This window comes from candidate division KSB1 bacterium (assembly GCA_024655945.1).
GTDB lineage: Bacteria > Zhuqueibacterota > Zhuqueibacteria > JANLFK01 > Oleimicrobiaceae > Oleimicrobium.
The window spans coordinates 25,925-43,476 of sequence record JANLFK010000015.1; the positions used below are offsets into that span (position 1 = coordinate 25,925).

At 62.8% G+C, this 17,552-nt stretch carries 14 protein-coding genes; 2 read left to right on the top strand and 12 right to left on the bottom strand.

What is annotated here, in order from left to right:
• Window positions 1–40 precede the first annotated feature (40 nt).
• Together gatE and NUW13_14620 are read left to right on the top strand one after the other, a co-directional pair.
• The gene (gatE, locus tag NUW13_14615; protein ID MCR4440252.1) at window positions 41–1,969 is read left to right on the top strand and encodes a Glu-tRNA(Gln) amidotransferase subunit GatE; all 1,929 of its coding nucleotides are present in this window, start codon (window positions 41–43) and stop codon (window positions 1,967–1,969) included.
• Window positions 1,970–2,069: 100 nt separating this feature from the next.
• The gene (locus NUW13_14620) at window positions 2,070–4,235 is read left to right on the top strand and encodes an RNA-binding transcriptional accessory protein (protein ID MCR4440253.1); all 2,166 of its coding nucleotides are present in this window, start codon (window positions 2,070–2,072) and stop codon (window positions 4,233–4,235) included.
• Window positions 4,236–4,814: 579 nt separating this feature from the next.
• Here the strand turns inward: NUW13_14620 and NUW13_14625 are convergent.
• The 12 genes from NUW13_14625 to NUW13_14680 form a co-directional block, all read right to left on the bottom strand.
• Window positions 4,815–6,407, bottom strand: a complete 1,593-nt coding sequence (locus NUW13_14625) for a hypothetical protein (protein ID MCR4440254.1) — start codon at window positions 6,405–6,407, stop codon at window positions 4,815–4,817.
• Window positions 6,404–6,952, bottom strand: a complete 549-nt coding sequence (locus NUW13_14630; GenBank protein ID MCR4440255.1) for a hypothetical protein — start codon at window positions 6,950–6,952, stop codon at window positions 6,404–6,406. The genes NUW13_14625 and NUW13_14630 overlap by 4 nt, the downstream gene beginning before the upstream one ends.
• Window positions 6,949–8,040, bottom strand: a complete 1,092-nt coding sequence (locus NUW13_14635) for a hypothetical protein (protein ID MCR4440256.1) — start codon at window positions 8,038–8,040, stop codon at window positions 6,949–6,951. The genes NUW13_14630 and NUW13_14635 overlap by 4 nt, the downstream gene beginning before the upstream one ends.
• 511 nt (window positions 8,041–8,551) lie before the next feature.
• The gene (locus NUW13_14640) at window positions 8,552–9,112 is read right to left on the bottom strand and encodes a hypothetical protein (protein ID MCR4440257.1); all 561 of its coding nucleotides are present in this window, start codon (window positions 9,110–9,112) and stop codon (window positions 8,552–8,554) included.
• 31 nt (window positions 9,113–9,143) lie between these two features.
• Window positions 9,144–9,563 (bottom strand): hypothetical protein, encoded by a 420-nt coding sequence (locus NUW13_14645; GenBank protein MCR4440258.1) that lies wholly within the window; start codon window positions 9,561–9,563, stop codon window positions 9,144–9,146.
• Window positions 9,564–9,566: 3 nt separating this feature from the next.
• Complete coding sequence (locus NUW13_14650) at window positions 9,567–10,166, bottom strand: hypothetical protein (protein ID MCR4440259.1); 600 nt, start codon at window positions 10,164–10,166, stop codon at window positions 9,567–9,569.
• 17 nt (window positions 10,167–10,183) lie between these two features.
• Window positions 10,184–11,491, bottom strand: a complete 1,308-nt coding sequence (locus NUW13_14655) for an N-acetylmuramoyl-L-alanine amidase (protein MCR4440260.1) — start codon at window positions 11,489–11,491, stop codon at window positions 10,184–10,186.
• A gap of 60 nt (window positions 11,492–11,551) precedes the next feature.
• Window positions 11,552–12,103, bottom strand: coding sequence for a hypothetical protein (locus NUW13_14660; GenBank protein MCR4440261.1), 552 nt, complete (start codon window positions 12,101–12,103; stop codon window positions 11,552–11,554).
• A 252-nt stretch (window positions 12,104–12,355) separates the two neighbouring features.
• The gene (gene amrB / locus NUW13_14665; protein ID MCR4440262.1) at window positions 12,356–13,585 is read right to left on the bottom strand and encodes an AmmeMemoRadiSam system protein B; all 1,230 of its coding nucleotides are present in this window, start codon (window positions 13,583–13,585) and stop codon (window positions 12,356–12,358) included.
• 48 nt (window positions 13,586–13,633) lie between these two features.
• The gene (locus NUW13_14670; protein ID MCR4440263.1) at window positions 13,634–14,887 is read right to left on the bottom strand and encodes a DUF1343 domain-containing protein; all 1,254 of its coding nucleotides are present in this window, start codon (window positions 14,885–14,887) and stop codon (window positions 13,634–13,636) included.
• Window positions 14,868–16,877, bottom strand: coding sequence for a LysM peptidoglycan-binding domain-containing protein (locus NUW13_14675; GenBank protein MCR4440264.1), 2,010 nt, complete (start codon window positions 16,875–16,877; stop codon window positions 14,868–14,870). The genes NUW13_14670 and NUW13_14675 overlap by 20 nt, the downstream gene beginning before the upstream one ends.
• A 141-nt stretch (window positions 16,878–17,018) precedes the next feature.
• Window positions 17,019–17,516, bottom strand: coding sequence for an SWIM zinc finger family protein (locus NUW13_14680; GenBank protein MCR4440265.1), 498 nt, complete (start codon window positions 17,514–17,516; stop codon window positions 17,019–17,021).
• Window positions 17,517–17,552: the final 36 nt, after the last annotated feature.

The window sequence follows — 17,552 nt, forward strand, 5'->3', positions numbered from 1 at the left end:
GGGCAGTCGCCAGGTCACAACTATGCACACCCGAGGCATTATGCACACCTTCCCCGAACAGATCGACTACCAGGAACTTGGTCTACAGGTAGGAGTGGAAATCCACCAACAGCTGCTCACGGAGCGCAAGCTCTTTTGCCATTGCCCGGCGGGCCGCTACTCGCGCGCGCACCAGGCCGAGGTCCTCAGGCACATGCGCCCCACCCTCTCCGAAATGGGCACCTACGACGGCACGGCCCTCATGGAATTCAAGACCAAGAAGAACGTGGTCTACCTCCTCAAGCCCGAGTCGGTGTGCACCTATGAGATCGACGACACGCCGCCATTCTTGGTCAACGAGCAAGCCCTGGACATCGCCATCCAGATCGCCTTGGCCTTGGAGTGCAAAATCATCGACGAGGTACACGTGGCGCGCAAGCAATACCTGGACGGCAGTATCCCCACCGGCTTCCAGCGCACCATGGTCGTGGGCATTGACGGAGCGGTGCCCTTCAAGGGGCGGACGATAAGAATCCTGCAGGTGAACTTAGAGGAGGATGCCTGTCGTGAGGTCAGCGACGTGGGCCACACCATCACCTTTCGCACCGACCGGCTGGGCATGCCGCTTGCGGAGATCATCACCGGGGCGGACATGCACACCCCCCAAGAGGCTGCCGAGGGGATCCGGCTCATCAGCCAAGTGGTGAGGGCCACAGGCAAGGTGCGCCGCGGCATCGGCTCGGTCCGCCAAGATGTCAACGTCAGCATCAGCGGAGGCACACGCTGCGAAATCAAGGGCGTGCCGAGGATAGGTCTGATTCCGGCGCTGGTGCACTACGAGGCCATTAGACAGAGGCGGCTCCTTGAGCTGCGCGACGCGCTGCGCCATCGCAGCCTTTTTGCCGCTTCTCTGCGCTTCGAGATCCACAAGCTCAATGACCTGTTCGCCCACTCGGAGTTCGCGCCTTTTCGGGAAGCGGTGCAGCGCGGCGAGATCGTGCGCGGCATCAAGCTGGTGGGCTTGCGTGGCCTGCTAAACCATCCCGTGGGTGCCGGGCGCACCTTTGCCGACGAGCTGGCCGGAAGAGTGAGGGTCATCGCCTGCCTGGACCAGCCGCCGATCTTGGTGCACACCGATTCCTACCCACACTACCCTGGCTGGGAAGCGGAGCTTGCGGCCATACGGGAGCGTTTCCGCATGTCGGTGCAGGACGCCGTGTGCATCTGCCACGGCAGCGACGCGGACACCAACACCGCAGTGGACGAAATCAGGGCACGGGTGGCGGAGGCCATCGAGGGGGTGCCCAACGAGACGAGGCAGGCTCTCCCGGGCGGCGCCACCGATTTTGAGCGCATCCTGCCCGGGCCGGACCGCATGTACCCTGATACAGATCATCCGCCTACGCGCATCACGCCCGAGCGCCTGGCCCGCCTGCAGACCCTGGTGCCGGAAAAGCCTTGGGCGCGTCTGGCCCGTTACCAACAATGGGGCCTCTCGCCGATGCTGGCAGAGCAAGTCCTCAATAGCCCCTACGCCGAGCTCTTTGAAAAGGCGGCCATAGAGGACCCTTTTCCGCCGCGCACCATAGCGGCACTGCTGGTGTATCGGGCTCCTGCGCTCCAGAGGCGAGGCGCTCGGGTAGCTTCCCTGTTGAACGACCACTTTCTCGAGCTGCTACGCCAAGCTGCCGCGGCACGGCTCAACGCCCAGCAACTGACCACTACCTTCGAGGCCTTGCTGCGCAATGAAGGTGCTTCCGTCCAGCAGGTGCTGGCCCAGATGCAGCGCGCAGGACAGGACAGGCAGGCGCTGCGCAAGGCCGTGGCAGAGGTGGTGCGCCAGCACAAGAACCTTGTCGCCGACCCCTCAGTGGCCGAGGCCAAGAAGCTCCGCTACCTCATGGGACAGGTGCGCCAGCGCGCTCCGCACGCTTTCGATGGCAAAGAGGCGCATGCATTGCTCACGCGCGTGCTCAGGCAAACGAGGTAAATTGGCTGTGTTCATCCGCCCAGCAGAAATGCCCCAAATCACGATCGCAGCAGGGCTATTTGGGCTCGCGCCGGGCACGATGTCTTGAGGTCAGTTGGTCATGGATGAAAATGCTCTCATCACGGTCTTAGCAGAAGAGCTACGCTTAGGCTGGCGTCAGGTGAAGAACACGGTGGAGCTGCTGGATGCCGGCAACACCGTGCCCTTCATTGCCAGATACCGAAAGGAACTGACCGGTAGCCTGGACGAAGAGGCCATACGCACCATTGAGACGCGCATCCGCTACCTCCGTAACTTGGAGGAGCGCAAAGCGGTGGTGCTGCGCAGCATTCAGGAGCAAGGCAAGCTGACGCCTGAACTCGAGGCGCGCGTTCTTGCCGCCACCAAGCTGCAGGAGGTGGAAGACCTCTACCTCCCCTACAAGCCAAAAAAGCGCACGCGCGCCACCGTGGCCAGGGAGCAGGGCCTCGAACCCTTGGCGCAAGTCATTCTGGCGCAAGAGGTGGAGAGCGGCGACCGTGTGGCCATCGCCGCCTCATACGTCGCTCCGGAAAAGGGGGTGAAGAGCGCAGAGGAGGCCTTGCGCGGTGCCCGGGATATCGTCGCCGAAATAGTGGCCGACGATGCGGACGTGCGCCAGATGCTGCGCCAGGCAACCTGGCAGAAGGGACTCCTCCGCACTGCCGCCAAAGGCCCGGCTCACGCCGGCGTGTACGAGATGTACGCAGAGCATGCCGAGCCGGTGCGCGGCATTCCGCCGCACCGCATTCTGGCCATCAACCGGGGCGAACGCGAAGCGGTGCTGCGCGTGCGGGTCGAGATCGACCCCGAACCGTTGCTCGCCGCCATTGCCGCCCGCTACATCACCAACCGTGCTTCCATCTTCGTGCAAGACCTTGCGGCTGCCATCGATGACGCCTATCACAGGCTGCTGGCGCCGGCCATCGAGCGCGACCTGCGCGCCCAGCTCACAGAGCGGGCCGAGGAGAAGGCCATCCAGACCTTTGCGGAGAACCTGCGCCATCTGCTCATGGTACCCCCCATTCGCGGCAAGGTGATCATGGGCATCGACCCAGGGTACCGCACCGGCTGCAAAGTCGCAGTCATCGATGCCACTGGCAAGTACTTAGAAGGCCAGACCATCTTCCCGCATGAGCCGCAGCGTCTGTGGAACGAGGCCAAGGAGGTGCTGCACGAGCTCATCGACGACCATGCGGTGGACATTGTGGCCATTGGCAACGGTACCGCCAGCCGGGAGACGGAGCTTCTGGTGAGCGAAGTCATCGCCGAGGAGGAGCGCCCGGTTGTCTACACCATCGTCAACGAGGCAGGAGCCTCGGTGTACAGCGCCTCGCCGCTGGCGCGCCAGGAACTTCCCGAGCTGGACGCCGCCATGAGGGGCAACGTGTCCATCGCCCGCCGCCTCTTGGATCCCTTGGCAGAGTTGGTCAAGATCGATCCCAAGTCCATCGGGGTGGGGATGTACCAGCACGACGTGAACCAGGCGCGCTTGGGCGAGGCCTTGGATTGGGTAGTGCAGTCGTGTGTGAACCGCGTGGGTGTCGATGTCAACACCGCCTCCCCTGCCCTGCTGCGCTATGTGGCCGGCATCAACCGCAGGGTGGCAGAGGCCATCGTCGCCCATCGCGATGCCCACGGCCCGTTCCGCACGCGCGAGGAGCTCAAGAGGGTCAAAGGGCTTGGCGAAAACATCTTTGTGCAAGCGGCCGGCTTCCTGCGCATTCTCGATGGCGACAACTTCTTGGATGCCACTGCCGTCCACCCGGAGTCGTACCCCGCCGCAGAAAAGCTTGTCAAGGAGCTCGGCCTGAGCCTTGATGAAGTGAAGAACAAGGGTGAGATAGTGCGCAAGCACATGCAGGAGCGCGGCCTCACCGTCGCGGAGCTGGCAGTGCGCTGCGGATGCGGCACAGAGACCCTGGCCGACATTGTGGAAAGCCTGGCGCGCCCAGGTCGAGATCCCCGGGAAGATATGCCCGGACCGATCTTCCGCAGGGACGTGCTCAAGATCGAAGACCTGAAGCCGGGAATGGTTCTGAAGGGCACGGTACGCAACGTGGTCGACTTTGGTGCTTTTGTGGACATCGGCGTTAAACAGGACGGCCTGGTGCACCGCAGCCAAATGGCGCGCACCTATGTCAAGAACCCCTTGGAAGTCGTGTCCGTCGGCGACGTAGTGGACGTCAAGGTGCTCAACCTCGACGTGGAGCGGGGACGCATCTCTCTCAGCTTCCTCCTGGACTGAAGAACCCAACCACCGAACTCTTCCTCGAGCAGCCGCGCGAAGGGCGCAAGCGCACAGCCACGCCACCAGAATAGCCCATGAGGCGACGCCTCTTGGGCGGCCCCTTTGCCCGGATCGGCCCGACCTCAGCCCCGGCAGGGACCGTCCTCTGGCTGATCGGCGACTAAACGATTAGGGAAGACCTACTGTGCGCTCCACTGTCCTCGTTCGGCGAGTGCTCCCTGGCCATGGTGCGACCTGCCAGCGAGCGCGAATCGGCGAGGCAACGTTCCGAAACCTTCGCGAACAATGCCATCCGCCGCGAGCGGCCGCCAATGCTCCTAACGCCACCGCGCCCGCGACGACATAGGTCGTCCCGCTATCGACCATGCAATCCGCCTGAACACCGGTTACCAACGGGGCTGATGGCCGTCGCACGAGGGGTCCTGGCAGCCACTGGCTCGACCGCCTGGGAGACCCTCCTGACAAACGAATCCCTCGGGGCATGCCCAGGAACAACGAGCTGGCAAGCCCACGACACGGAGCAGGTCCCGGGCTGCCCTGCTCGTGCCAACCGGGCGCGGCTCTTCACCCAGCAGCTCAGCGGACCAAGAAAAGCTTCCGCGTGACCTGCATCTTCCCGGCCTCGAGGCGGACGAGGTAGACCCCCGAAGCCACCAGCTCGCCCTTGCTGTCGCGGCCGTCCCAGCTCATCAGGTGCTCGCCAGGAGCGCACACTCCTTCCCAGAGCCTGCACACCAGCCCGCCGCGCACATTGAAGATGTCGACCCGGACATGCTGCTTGCTGGGCAGAGAGAAGCGAAAATGACTGGCGGCGTTGCACGGGTTGGGATACGGGTCTTCTATCTCGAGCTGAGCCCCCACGCTTGTGGCCCTCTCGCCGGCCACCCCAGTCTTGAGATTTTTGTACACCTCCACAGCGCTCCCGTCAGCAGAGGGAACGTAGAGATGGTCCTTGGTAATGGCGACGCCCGAGACCGAGCAAGGGAAAAATCCTCGCAGGCGCAGGGGCCCTGCGAGTCGGTACTCGGCCAGGTGTATGCCTCCCGCATACTGCACACAAAGCAGCTCTCCCAGGCAGACCACCGACCATACAGCGCCGATCATTTCGCTGTGCAGCAGGCGCGGCGAGGCCGGCGCGGAGACGTCGTAGAGTTTGACCGCGCTGTCTGCACCCCATGTACACAGGCGGTTTCCCATCGCCGAGATCCCTTTGACCCTGCCCGCATCGGGCACATGGGCAACCAGCCGGGGCATCTCCGGATTGGACATGTCGAACACGCCCCAATCGCCGCTGGCCACATACAGGTACGGCGGCAAGAAGAGAAGGCTGTCGATGCGTTCCGCCGCAAGACTGGGCGGAAGACGCCAGCCAAGCAACGGCACCGTGACAGCCTGCCTTATTCTGCCCAAGTCGCTCGCGTTGAGGACGATGATCGATCCCCGATCCGACTTTTCACTGAGCACAATCACATAGTCGCCGCAGATCACGAGGTCTCGAAAATTATAAAACCAGTGCGACGAGAGAAACTGCCGGAAGGTAAAAACCTTATCAGGAGAAACCGAGTAGGCGTACAGGACAGGGGTATAGACGAAAAAGGCGCGGTCATTGCCAATGGCAAATGGGTCATTTTCGGAGCCGCGGATCTCCTGGATGTTCCACACCTGGCAGGAATCCTGGTGGACGGCGATCACCGCCGGCTTCCAGCCCTCGTACTTAGAAGGGGCCGTCGTGTCTCGCACCAGGACGTACAGAAAAGGCTCCTCCGCGGCAAGGGCTTGCACCCGCTCGCTGGGACCGAGAGAGAGGCGGCACCGACTTTGCAGACTGGCGAATTGCAGGGAATTTGCCGTCGGGAGACTCATGGTAAAGGTGTCCGGAGAGGCGAAGCGGCCAGCAGGACTGCTGATGCACACCGTCCAGTGATAGGTGCCCGAAGGGGCCTCTGCCGAGAGCAGCGAGGTAGTGGGAAACTCCAGAAACACTCGCTCGGTGGACCAGCTGCGCATGGGCGGCCACAGGCAAAGCTCGAACTGGCGATCGATGTACCATGGGTAGGGGCACAAGGCGCCCCACCGGAAGGAGGTAGTCAAGGCGTCAACAAATTCCCCCTCAGCCGGGCTGAGGAAGTAGAGCGTCGGTTGGAGCAAGGCCGGGGGAATTCCTGTCACGCGGATAAGCCCGCTTGAGGTGTTGCAGGCCACCCCCCTGCCAGCACCGTCCAGTACTCACCCTCCAGGAGGCGAACGGGGATCCAAGCCGGCAGGGCTTCGTTGGCTACCTGGAAAAGAGCGTTCAGCAGAGCATGGTTGCCCGCGGGCGAAAGTGCTCCGGGCGAAAAACTCACTTCCACAGCGACTGTCCCCTCGTCCACCGGGTGGGTGACAACGTGCAGGGGGAGATCATTTTCTGAAGGTACCACCCCCGCAAATCGCAATAGTCGCGGCTCGAAACTCAGCGTGAACCTCAGCCTTTCTACCTGGGCAAAGCTCAACAGGTGCACCGGCATGGCCAGCGAATCGGCACCAGGAGCAGTGGCCGGCGTGCCGCAAAAGAGCCCTGCGCCGTGGCGGAAAGCCCATTGCAGCGCTTCGGCTTCCTGCCTCAAGGTCGCCACCGCCTGAAGTTCAGCGGTATCCTTCACCGCGATGATCGCTAAAACGACTGTAGCACTATCCCCCGGGGCCACGTCCACTGGCCCGCAGGAGAGCATCATCCTTCTGTCCTCTGCGCCATAATCGAGCCACCCCAGTCCAAAGATAGGATCCCCTTGGTGGCCCATGTGGTGGTGCGGCCAGTAGAGGGGTCCACCGCCGCCTCCCCGTTGGTAGCCAGGCACCGCAGCCGCCGGTACATCTCCAGGGCGGTTGTCGTCTGCTGGTAACTTATGTCCGCCCACTCGTGCGGAACGTGTTTCTCAGCTCGCGGCGAGTATACCGGCACGTGGCTGTAGCCTATCCGGGGACCGGAGAAGGTGAAGGCAGTGTCTCCTGGTGACGGTATGAGAGGGGATTGCAGCATCTGATAGCCAACGGCGTGCTTGACACGTTCCCACGGGTCCCTCCTCTGTGGAGCGTCAAAGGCGTATACCAGGGACAGGGTGCTGTCGCTGGCCACCAAGTCATTATTCGCCATGCCCACGTCGGGGTCCGCATAGGCACCGATGTAGCAATCCTGCCACAAATGGGAGCTCCTGTTGTGCAGCTTCCACTCCAAGAACATGATGTTGTCGATTTCTCGCCACCCCCACACCATGAGATGGACCTCCGCCCCCAAGGGTGCACAGATGTTGGCACTTCTTTCCTCCGGATACGAATCGACAAAGGAGCACCATAAGGTCTGATCGCCCAAAAGGAGAGGATTGCCGTGCTCGTCGCTGGGGGCACCCCCGGCAATGGGCCACTGGGCATAGTCAGGGTTGGTCACAGGGCTATCGCCCCGCGAGATCTTGTAGACGCGAAAAGTCGAATCCCCCCTGCCGAAAGGCTCACCAGTAGGCCCTATGGCACCGCCACAGAAGTCGGTCACGAAATCCGCGCTCGAGACGCGCATCTGTCCATCAACCAGCGCGCCCACCCAAATCCCGGAGGTGCAAATGAGCTCAACGCCATCGAGGGAGAAGTCAGAGTTCCCAGTAGTGGGATGACGGGCGAAGGTGCCATTATCATGGATGGAACACGAGATGCGGTTGGCGGCAAAGTAATTGTAGTGGGAAGAAACCTGTGATCCGCTTCGAGGCAGGGGGTTCTCTGCCCCAAGGAGCAAAGGGCAGGACAGAACAATCAGGAGAAACGATTTCCTCATTGTCGGCCCTCCTTGCACAGCCGGAGGGGGAGCCGGGCATGTGCGTCCATGCACCCGATTCGCGCAGACAGGTATGCCTGTTCACTGTTGGCGCAGGCCTGCGTCCCCGCTCCGACCAAAGGGCCATCGTGAGACATGCCCTTGGCCGGGACATGCGCAGTCACGCGCCTGCTTATGAGCTTGTGGCCCACTCCCTGCACGCGAGAAGCAGGAGGCTTTCCCGCACCCTCTGACAACAACAGCGATTCCCCATACGCATTGGCCTGGTCTGTGCCTGAACAAACAGCCCGTGGCTATCCCCAACTCCCGGGGTGTTATGGTTCATGCAAACTCGCGTGCACCTGCGAGGCGTGTTTCTCTCCACTCGCAGCAAGTGCTCTCCGCCTGTTGCCGGCCATCCCCGCGCTCGCTCTTGGCGCTCAATGGTCGTGCTCCGGCGCCGGCCACCCAGAGCCGGGCCTGCTGCCCCCACGCGCATCGCCTGCGGCACTTCTGCTGACCCCAAGGCGGCTCAAAAGAGCCCGCCCCACCGCACCGGGAGGTTTCCGCCAAAAATGAAGCCAGAGTCGCGCCGGTCGAGGAAGGCCCACACGCCCAGGCGGCCCATGGAGCCGCCCACCAGAAGGACCGGCACCAGTTCGTCCCGATCGTGGTCGCGCACCGCGCCCACACCGGCTTCGAAACGGAAAAAGGCCTCGCCTTTGATGCGCCGATAGTCCTGTGCTAACTGCCTATAGCCCGCGTAGAGCTGTTGCGTCTGCTCGATGAGGGCAGACTGCAGGCGGAAGTGCCGCTCATAAGCAGCGTTCATCCGCTCGTAGCAGGCCAGGAGGGAATCGGCCGCTTGGGCACGACTCAAGGCAGCGCTCAGCTCCTCGCGCGCTTTGAGCGCTTCTTTCGCGGTGGCCATGGGCACGGCCAGGTAGGTCTGGCCATTAATGTTCACCAAAAAGTTGCCGCCGCTGGAGTCCAACACGGCACACCTCTGGCCAAAAAGGCAGGGTGCGACAATTGCCACCAGCAACGCCGCGCCGGCCATGGTGGCTAAGGGATGTAGTCGGTGTCCGTGCATGTATCCACCTCCTGCGCAATGCGGGCCGTGCCTACCGCCTGTTGCCAAATGCCCTGCCGAATGCTTCCAGCACTTCCTCGGGGCTCATGCGTTCGATGGCCTCCACGCGCTTTTCCTTCTCGGCCTCAAGCATGAGGATGCGCCGCATGTAGGCGACCCGCTCTTTGCGCATGGCCTCCTGCGCCTCGCGCACCTCTTGTGCCGAGAGCGCATATTGCTTTTGCAGCTCTGCCAATCGCCGCTCCAGTCCTGCCAACTCCGCCTCTCTGGCCTGCAGCTGCTTGAGGAGCCGTCGCCGCCTGGCCTCGGCAAACACGGAGAAGCCGAGGACTGCAGCTAACGCCGCCAGCACAAACACCACTCCCGCCTTGACGCTCACGCGGAGCTGCCAAAGGACACCGCCCAAGATGAGCGCGCCAACGATGAGCAACGCCATGGTGTAGGCGTCCATGGACTACCTCCCCTCCGGGACAGCCGCGCCTGCCTCGGCCTGCGCCTCCTTGCGCTTGCGCCGACGCTCGACCTCCTGAATCAGGCTGTGCACGGGCTCCGAGCCAAGGCCGACAATGATGCCGCTGACCAGCATGGTCACCGCTGCGGGCAACTTCTCCAGGCGGTCGATCTGCAAATCCATGTTGAAGGTGCGCACGACGTCAATTGTGGTGACCACACATAGCGCGACCCCCAGCAGGCTGGCCACCACCCGGGTGGTCACCGCAATGGCTGCATGGCGAACGAGCTGCGGACTGATGATCGGGACCAGCCCCGAGTGCCCCGCCTTCTTGCCCAGCAGCACGTCCCTGATCAGGTAAAACAGGGCGGACGCATCACTGGCCTGGTACAAGGCCCCGCCCCCGGCACGCTGCGCAAGTCGCAGGCGTAACCTCTCCGCGCGCTTCTGCCACCAGCGATGCCAGCCGAACTTGTACTCCAGCATGTCGTAGCAGGCCATCAGCACTTCCATGATGCGCTCCACAAGCAGAGCCAACACCAGAATGAGCAAGTACAGGTAGGTCACGTGCAGAATGACCTCAGTCGTGGTCTGATTCTCCATGACCAGGCTCCTCCGGTTCAAACGTAGAGAAAAGGCTTCTTCTGGAAGAGGGCCAGCTCTCGACGCGCCTCTTCTGACTCTTGCCACCGGCGGCCATAGCCGGCTACCAGTTCCTGGAACAACGCGAGGGGAAAATTGGAACCGGGGCAGCTGGTGGCCACCAGCGCGCTATGGGGCACGATGGCACTGTCAAAGGCCAAAGGAATGTCATAAAGCAGCGTCCACAGTGCCACGACGCGCGCTGCCGCATCCAGTTGGGCGTCGCTGGGCGAGCGCAGGCCATAGCTGCCGTCGTAGTTGGCAAAAGGCTGGGCTGGGTCAGTCTCGAAATTGCCGTTCAGGGCGAGGCCCAAAGAGCGCAGATTGTAGCCCCGCACATGATTGCCGTAACGATCCCAGCGGCAGAAGGTATGGATAGAGCCGTCCTTCAGCACTACGCAATGGTAGCCTGTCACCCACCCCTTCTGCTTGATCAGACTCACCACATCGTTGAAGGTGGTGTCGCTGTGCATGCCGGTGTGATGGAAGACGATGAGCTCCGGGTTGGCGGGCCGCAGGTGCACGTGCTCCAACGCCTCCCTGTCGATCCCACCGGAGTAGGGGACGCCTATCACCCCCTGGCTCGAAAGCACAGGAGCTGCGCTCTGAGGAGCTCGCGCCTTCTCCTCGACGGCAGCGGCCTCTTCAGCTGGAGGCGACTTGAGACTGGTGATCTTGCGCCGCGTGATGAATTCGATAAGAAAGTGTACGGGCTGCGCCCCAGCTCCGATGAGCACACCGGTGAGCACCCAGTCCAGGCGCAGTGGGATGCCGGCCCGTGCCCCCATCAGCCTGGCCAGGAGCCCAAAGTGCGCCGCAGAGCAGACCACCACCCCCGCAAAGGCGCCGAGGATCTGCATCCAGAAGGTGCGCAAGACCTTGAGGCGGTCGGGAGCCGGCATCTCGTCAACAAGCGCTGTGCCCTCCGGGCACTTCTCCTCCAGCTCGGTCTTGCTCGTGTCGAGGTGCAACTTCTCCAGCTCGGCCAATCGCGCGCTGAGCGAGCCCCTGAGCGCTTTGGGCAACGTCTCGCCTTCCCTGCTGAGCTTGGCCCGGATTTCCTCCAGCTCCTCCACCTGCAGGTCGAGGGCGTCACGCTCATGGCGCGCCTGCATCGCTGCGATGAGCCGTTCCGGGGCTTCGGTTGCCTGTGGAGCTAACTCCTGCGCATGGAAGAGCACCTTGTCAAAAAGCGTTTTCACCACCTGCAGCACACGCTCGATGGTGAAGGCCAGACCCAAGGCAGCGGTCAGCGCCACCAGGATCTGCTGGTAGTCATGCTCCATCGCCTGTCTTCTCCCCTGGCTGCGTGAGAATCAGAAAGGCAACTGCATGGGACTCTGCGCTCAACCTTTGGCGGCGGTTGTCGGCTCGGGCACGTCGAACTCGAGTCCCACCGGGTGCACCTGTTCAGAGAAGAGGCGCACCAGCTGCTCGAGCTCGGGGATCCCAACTTGGTAGAGTTCCCCCTGCTTTGTCTCGACGCAGAGCACCTTGTTGCCTTCCGTCACCACGAAGGCACGCCGCCCATTGGCCAAGACAAAATGGCCGCTGCGCACGGTGCGCGTGACTGTGCCGCTTTTCTTCTTCACCGGGCGCCAGGGGTTGCCGCGATGCAGATCTTCCACCCAGGCTCTCGCCACGTCAGCCCCGGTGAGCACGCGCTCGCGATACATAGGCACCTTCAAGGTCAGCTTGCCCTGGTCGAGCCTCACCGTGCCTGGCGTGCGAAGGTGATACACCCAAAGACCAATGGCGATGCACACGGCGCCGCCAAGCATGTAGGACAGCGGATTCTGTCGCCCTCTGAGTATGCCCAGGAGCATAACACAACCCAACACCACCACGCCAATGCCAGCAGCCGCGACAAATGCGAGGACGGGAAGTGTGTAGGACATGGCCGCCTCCGAGGCTATGTGCAGTTCTCCCTTGGCGCGCGGCGGTCCTCAGGCCGCACGCGACCGTCTGTTCGGCCATAATATACGACCTTCGCCCAAGGAAGTCAAGAAAAAGAGTGGGAAAATCAAGACCCGTTCGGGGAAATGGGCGAGGGAGTCTGCTCGCGAAAACCCGCCAAGGCCAGCTTCGGGATGCACGGAGGCTGGGCCTGCTCGGTTTGCCAGGTTCCGCGCACTGCCCGCCCAGGCAGTTCAGAACAGTGCCACCGCCGCAAAGGTGACCACCGACCCCTGCGCGTCCATCACGGCGTGGCGGTAGTCGAGCACGGCTCCCCCTCGGATGTCCAGCGCCTGCAGCAGAGTGTAGATGGGCGGAAATCCGCACACGCGGAAACGGTTCTGCGATGCCACCATTCCCCTGGCCACTGCCCCGGCGTCGCCGCTGGCTACGGCCTGAAGCAACTCCTGGTCGTGGCGTCGGACAAGGGCGAGGCGATTACTGTCCCCCGCCCACGGATCGCCATAGCGCGGCCCGACGTGCGACAGGTCGGCACTGGCCAGCCCGATGACGCGCCCAGGGAAGCTCTGCACTGCGCCCCGCAGCGCCTGCACAAAGTCACGGACACGCGCGCCGGCGCCATCCTCCCCGAGCACCTGCTCCGCGGAGAAGGAACAGAGGACTGGGGCAATCTGCACCTCGGCACCAAACAGGTGTTGCAAGAAGAGCACCTGGAACTCGATGGTGTGCTCGCTGCGGTGGGCAAGTTCATCGGCGAACAGGTCGTCGCCCCATTGGCGAGCAAGGCTCTCCATGAAACCCTGGTCGGTGCGGGCTACTCCGAGCGGCGTCTGAAATGGCTTCATGGTGCCGGCGAACAGAGGAGGGAGCGGCGCATGGCTGGTGCCCAGCACAACGTAAAGGTCGGCCTTGCCCGCCGCCAGCGACTCGCGGTAGGCGCGGCCGTAGGATTGCCCTCCGGCGCGCAGGTCGATGTGCGGCACCACGCACCCTTTGAGCTGGTCCAGTTGGAAAGGCCCCCCACCGGGGCGCTCGTCCGTGGCGCCCTGGCAGAAGCTGCTTAGCAGCCGGCGGAGCTCATCCGCCTCAGCGGGGTAGCTTTGCCCTGCGTGCACACTCTCGCGCACCGGCGCGCGGCGAAAGGCCTCTTCTACTTCCCTCCGATGTTGGGCAAAGCGCTCGTTGTCCAGCAAGAGCTGCTCGTCCAGCATGCGGACAAGCTGGCTGAGCTGCTCCTCAAAAAGAAAGCTGCCGAAACGACGCATGTAGGCCGCCCGCAGGTCCAACAAGGAGTGGTGGCCGTCCATGAACTGCAGCACATAGGCCACGTCTTCTGACACCAGCACCACACCGTCGGAGAGGTGAGTGAGGTCGTGCACCGCCACCATGTTGCGACCGCCGTGGCGCACGGGCGTCGCATCGATGAGGCGCAGCTTGGGAAACTGGGGCAGGGGCTCACTCACGCGGCGCACAGCCTCCACGCGCAACCCCGAGAGGACGGCCGACGGAGTTCAATCATAAAGCAAGTATTTCTGGCGCAAGGAGAGGAAGGCCTGCAGCTCTTGACTCCACGAGGCGATGATGGCCTCCGGCGCGTCGCCACGCAGCAAGGCGGTGGTCACTGGCGTGGAGCCCGTCATGAGGCGCATGCCTGGCTCGCGGATAGTCAACTTGTCCTGGTGCAGGTCCCGCAGCGCGGCAATAAGGTGAATGCCAACATCGACCGCTCTCAAGGACTCTGGTCTGGTGACCCGCAGCCGCAAACCCTTGCAGAGCTGCCCTTCGTACTTGGGATTGGTCGCCATGCCGGGCAAGTCCACCGGCACAAAGGAGGTCGAAGCGAATGCCAGGCCTGGAAACGAGTGGGGCTGCAGGGCCTGGAGGAGCTTGGCCGTGTCGATCCACGGCGCACCGATGTTCTCGAAAGGCGCCTGCGTGCCGCGCCCCTCGGCCACGTTGGTCGCTTCCAACAGCCCAATGCCAGGGTAGAGCTGGGCGGTCGTCGGCGAGACGATGTTCGGCGACGGCTTGACCCACGGGAGGCCGGTGTCGGCAAAGAGCATGTGACGTCGCCAGTTCCTCATGCGCACCACGGTGAGCTCTGCCTTCTTGCCGCCGGCTAGCCATCCCTCTTCATTGAAGAGGCGCGCCAACTCGCCGACCGTCATCCCATGGCGCAGGGCAATGGGATGAATGCCCACAAAGGAGCGATTCTCCGGTGCCAACACAGGCCCTTCCACGATAACGCCCCCGATGGGGTTGGGTCTATCGAGCACCACAAAAGGGATCTGCTGCTCGGCGGCAGCCTCCATGGCTAAGGACATAGTGCTGATGTAGGTGTAAAAGCGCGTGCCCACGTCCTGAATGTCGAACACCAGCACGTCCAGGTCACTGAGCATCTCGGGGGTGGGCTTCTTCGTCTCGCCGTACAGGCTGAGGATGGGCACGCCGGTCTTGGCGTCCACCTCGGCACCGATCTGCGCCCCGGCTTCCGCAGTGCCGCGGATGCCATGTTCCGGGGCAAACAGCTTGCTCAACGTCACCCCAGCTGCCTCATGGAGCAGATCGGCAATGTGGCGCCCTTGCCGGTCGATGCCCGTGTGATTGGTGATGACCCCCACGCGCTTACCTTTGAGCAAAGAGCAGTCGCTGGCGACCAGCACGTCGAGGCCGCTTTCCACCGGAGCAGGGGCCGGCTCTCTGGCCGGCGTGCAGCTGAGGGCGCCGAGGACCAGCAGCCACCAGCTACAGAATCGAGCGAGCATCTGTCTTCCTTCCGTCTATCGCAGAGACCAGCGGGATCCGAACAATGTCGCCCGGACGTAGCTTCTGCAGATCCTTGCCCACGTTGTAGTCCACCACCAGCCAATAGGGCACGTCGTACACGTCCCTGCACAGCGAGTAGACGTTCTCTCCTGCCACGATCTGGTGGGTGCGCACGCTGTCCACCCGGAAGCGCTGGAAAAAGTCCTCCCGAATCCCCTGGTGGTACTCGATTCTGCGGCGGCGGAACTCCTCGACGGTCACCTTGCTGAAGTTAACAAGGATGCGCTGACCGATGTAGATATCCTCGTTTGCCTTGAGCCCGTTCAGGTTGCGCAAACGGCGCACCGGCAGGTTAAGCCAATCGGCAAAGTGGCCGATAGTCTCGTCGCTGAGCACCACCACCGTCCCGCCCACCGGATCCGGAATATCCACGTAGAAGGTATCCGGGCGCACCGCCGGTCCGTAAGGGCCAGCTGGCGCCACAGGAGTGGAAGCCGGCGCTCTCGTGCTTGCCGCTGGCTGGCCTGCGGTGTCCACGATGACCAGCGGCTGCGCCCCAGAAGCAGCACCACCTCCCTGCGCCTCACGTTCCCCACCTTTCGGCACCAGGGCCAACTTCGTCTCTGCCACAACTAACAACAGCTGTCCAGGTTGCAGCCGCTTCGCATCGTCTATGCCGTTTATGGCCATCAGTTCCTGGATGCTCACGCCGAACCGCCGCGAGATGCTCCACATGCTGTCCCCCTCGCGCACACGATAGTACCCGGAGGCGGTCTTCTCATGCACCTGCTCTTCGGAGCGCTCCTCCTTGGGAATCTCTGCGTACAAGGCTTCGGCCACACTGGCTTTTTCTGGAGGCAACCTGAGCTCGTAGCCTTCCGGCACATAGCGGCGATCCTCAAGCACCGGGCTGCGCAGCGCAGGGTTGTAAGCCATAAACTCCTGCTTGCTCAGGCCGAACTTTCTCATCAAGGTGGAGGCCTTCACATAGTGCGGCACCCGGAAGACCACATAGCGCAGCGGTGGTTCCGTTTCCACTGGGCCGAAGTACTTCTCTCTATTCTCCATCACATGTTTCGCCGCCAGGAATTCCGCGTAAAAGTTGCGCGAGGCAAAACCGAAGGCGCGCCCACGATAGTTTGCAGCAATGTGGCCGAGGTCGGAGCTTTCCAACAGCTCCTGGGCCCGCTTCATGCCGTTGAGGCCGTGATTGTATGCGGTGACTGCCAGCGGCCAGTTGCCCAGTTCCTCGTAGTTCTTTCTCAGCAACTTGGCGGCAGCTTCGGTCGCTTTGATATGGTCAAAACGCTCATCGACGTCATAGTTGATCTTCAGGAACAGGCGACCGGTGCTACGCGTGAACTGCCAGATCCCTGCGGCGCCCGACTTGGAGTACGCCCGAGGGTGGTAAAGCGACTCCACCAGGGGCAAATGGACCAGTTCCTCGGGTACTTTGTGGCGACGAAGGATCTGGCGCATCTCCTCCAAGAAGCGTCCGGAGCGCCGCAGCCCCTCCATCACCGCATCTTTCTGCCCCTGCTGCCAGCGCAGGTTGGCCGCTGCCTTCCGGTACTTGTACGGATCCTGGCAGTCGCGCCACAGCAGGTAGGCGCGCTTCTCGCGACCTCGCAAGCCGCCGGTATCGATGGGCGGGTTGTGGTCAAAGTGGGTCAAAATGGCCCGATACTCATTTTCGATGGGCCTCAGGCGGGCATAGCCAGAACCCTGGCTGTGCTGCCACAAGCTATCGAGGTCGACTACCTCGTAGACGATGTCCAGCCGCTCCGCGTCGTGGAGGAGCATCTGGCGGCGGGTGTAGACGGCGTAGACCTTCGTCCAAAAGTCAACGTTGGCCTTGAGGTTGGGCGGCACCGGGAAGAGTTCCTCGCTCTCCGGCCCACCCGTGGGCAGGGCAATGCCCGCCCCCATACCCACCAACCCAATCCCCAGCAGCAAGACGATGTGCCGTGCAATGACCTGTCCTCTCATGGCGCTCCCGAACCAGCCTTTCCCATTTCCTGCTGATGGTAGTCGTCGCAATTGTTCCGCATTCGCCGAGTCGCTCGCACCCTGCGCTGGCTGCACTGCGGCCTTGCGCCCTACGGTGCGAACGCGCCCAGACGCCGCGCTTCACTCCACCTCTTGGTCGAACAGCGGGTCGTCCTCGAGGAGGGAGTCATCATCATCGGCGGCGTCACGACCGAGGGCGAGGGAGAGAAACTTGGGCTCTCGCACCAAAATGCGCCGCACGATGCGCAGCAGGTCGCCCTTGTCCAACTTCTCCAGCTCGTCCATGGACTCCCCCACGTCCAGGAAGCTCTCCCCATCGTTGATCCAGGAGTACAGAAGCGCCAATGCATGATTGCAGATGCCACCGCGGTGGGAGCAGGTGCAGGAAGTGTAGATCTCCCGCCCCCGCACTTTGATCTCCACGATGTTGACCATCGCGAATTCGCGCACCTGACCGATGAGCGTGTTGCGAAAGACCGTCGCGCCGCTCACGAAGCCATTGGCGTAAAACTCCCAGCCGCGGCCGCCCGTGCACTCCTGGTCCAATTGGGCGATCTGCTCAGGCGTGATGCTGAGAAGCTCGGCAGCGATTGGATACTTTGCAGATTGCCTCAACATCTTCGGTCCATGCGCCTTGTGGTTCAAACCAAGATC

Bases quoted from the DNA above. Each gene is read 5' to 3' on its own strand.
- gatE (MCR4440252.1), top strand. From the start codon at position 41: ATGCACACCTTCCCCGAACAGATCGACTACCAGGAACTTGGTCTACAG.
- NUW13_14620 (MCR4440253.1), top strand. From the start codon at position 2,070: ATGGATGAAAATGCTCTCATCACGGTCTTAGCAGAAGAGCTACGCTTA.
- NUW13_14630 (MCR4440255.1), bottom strand. From the start codon at position 6,952: ATGATGCTCTCCTGCGGGCCAGTGGACGTGGCCCCGGGGGATAGTGCT.
- NUW13_14635 (MCR4440256.1), bottom strand. From the start codon at position 8,040: ATGAGGAAATCGTTTCTCCTGATTGTTCTGTCCTGCCCTTTGCTCCTT.
- NUW13_14640 (MCR4440257.1), bottom strand. From the start codon at position 9,112: ATGCACGGACACCGACTACATCCCTTAGCCACCATGGCCGGCGCGGCG.
- NUW13_14645 (MCR4440258.1), bottom strand. From the start codon at position 9,563: ATGGACGCCTACACCATGGCGTTGCTCATCGTTGGCGCGCTCATCTTG.
- NUW13_14650 (MCR4440259.1), bottom strand. From the start codon at position 10,166: ATGGAGAATCAGACCACGACTGAGGTCATTCTGCACGTGACCTACCTG.
- NUW13_14655 (MCR4440260.1), bottom strand. From the start codon at position 11,491: ATGGAGCATGACTACCAGCAGATCCTGGTGGCGCTGACCGCTGCCTTG.
- NUW13_14660 (MCR4440261.1), bottom strand. From the start codon at position 12,103: ATGTCCTACACACTTCCCGTCCTCGCATTTGTCGCGGCTGCTGGCATT.
- NUW13_14670 (MCR4440263.1), bottom strand. From the start codon at position 14,887: ATGCTCGCTCGATTCTGTAGCTGGTGGCTGCTGGTCCTCGGCGCCCTC.
- NUW13_14675 (MCR4440264.1), bottom strand. From the start codon at position 16,877: ATGAGAGGACAGGTCATTGCACGGCACATCGTCTTGCTGCTGGGGATT.
- NUW13_14680 (MCR4440265.1), bottom strand. From the start codon at position 17,516: ATGTTGAGGCAATCTGCAAAGTATCCAATCGCTGCCGAGCTTCTCAGC.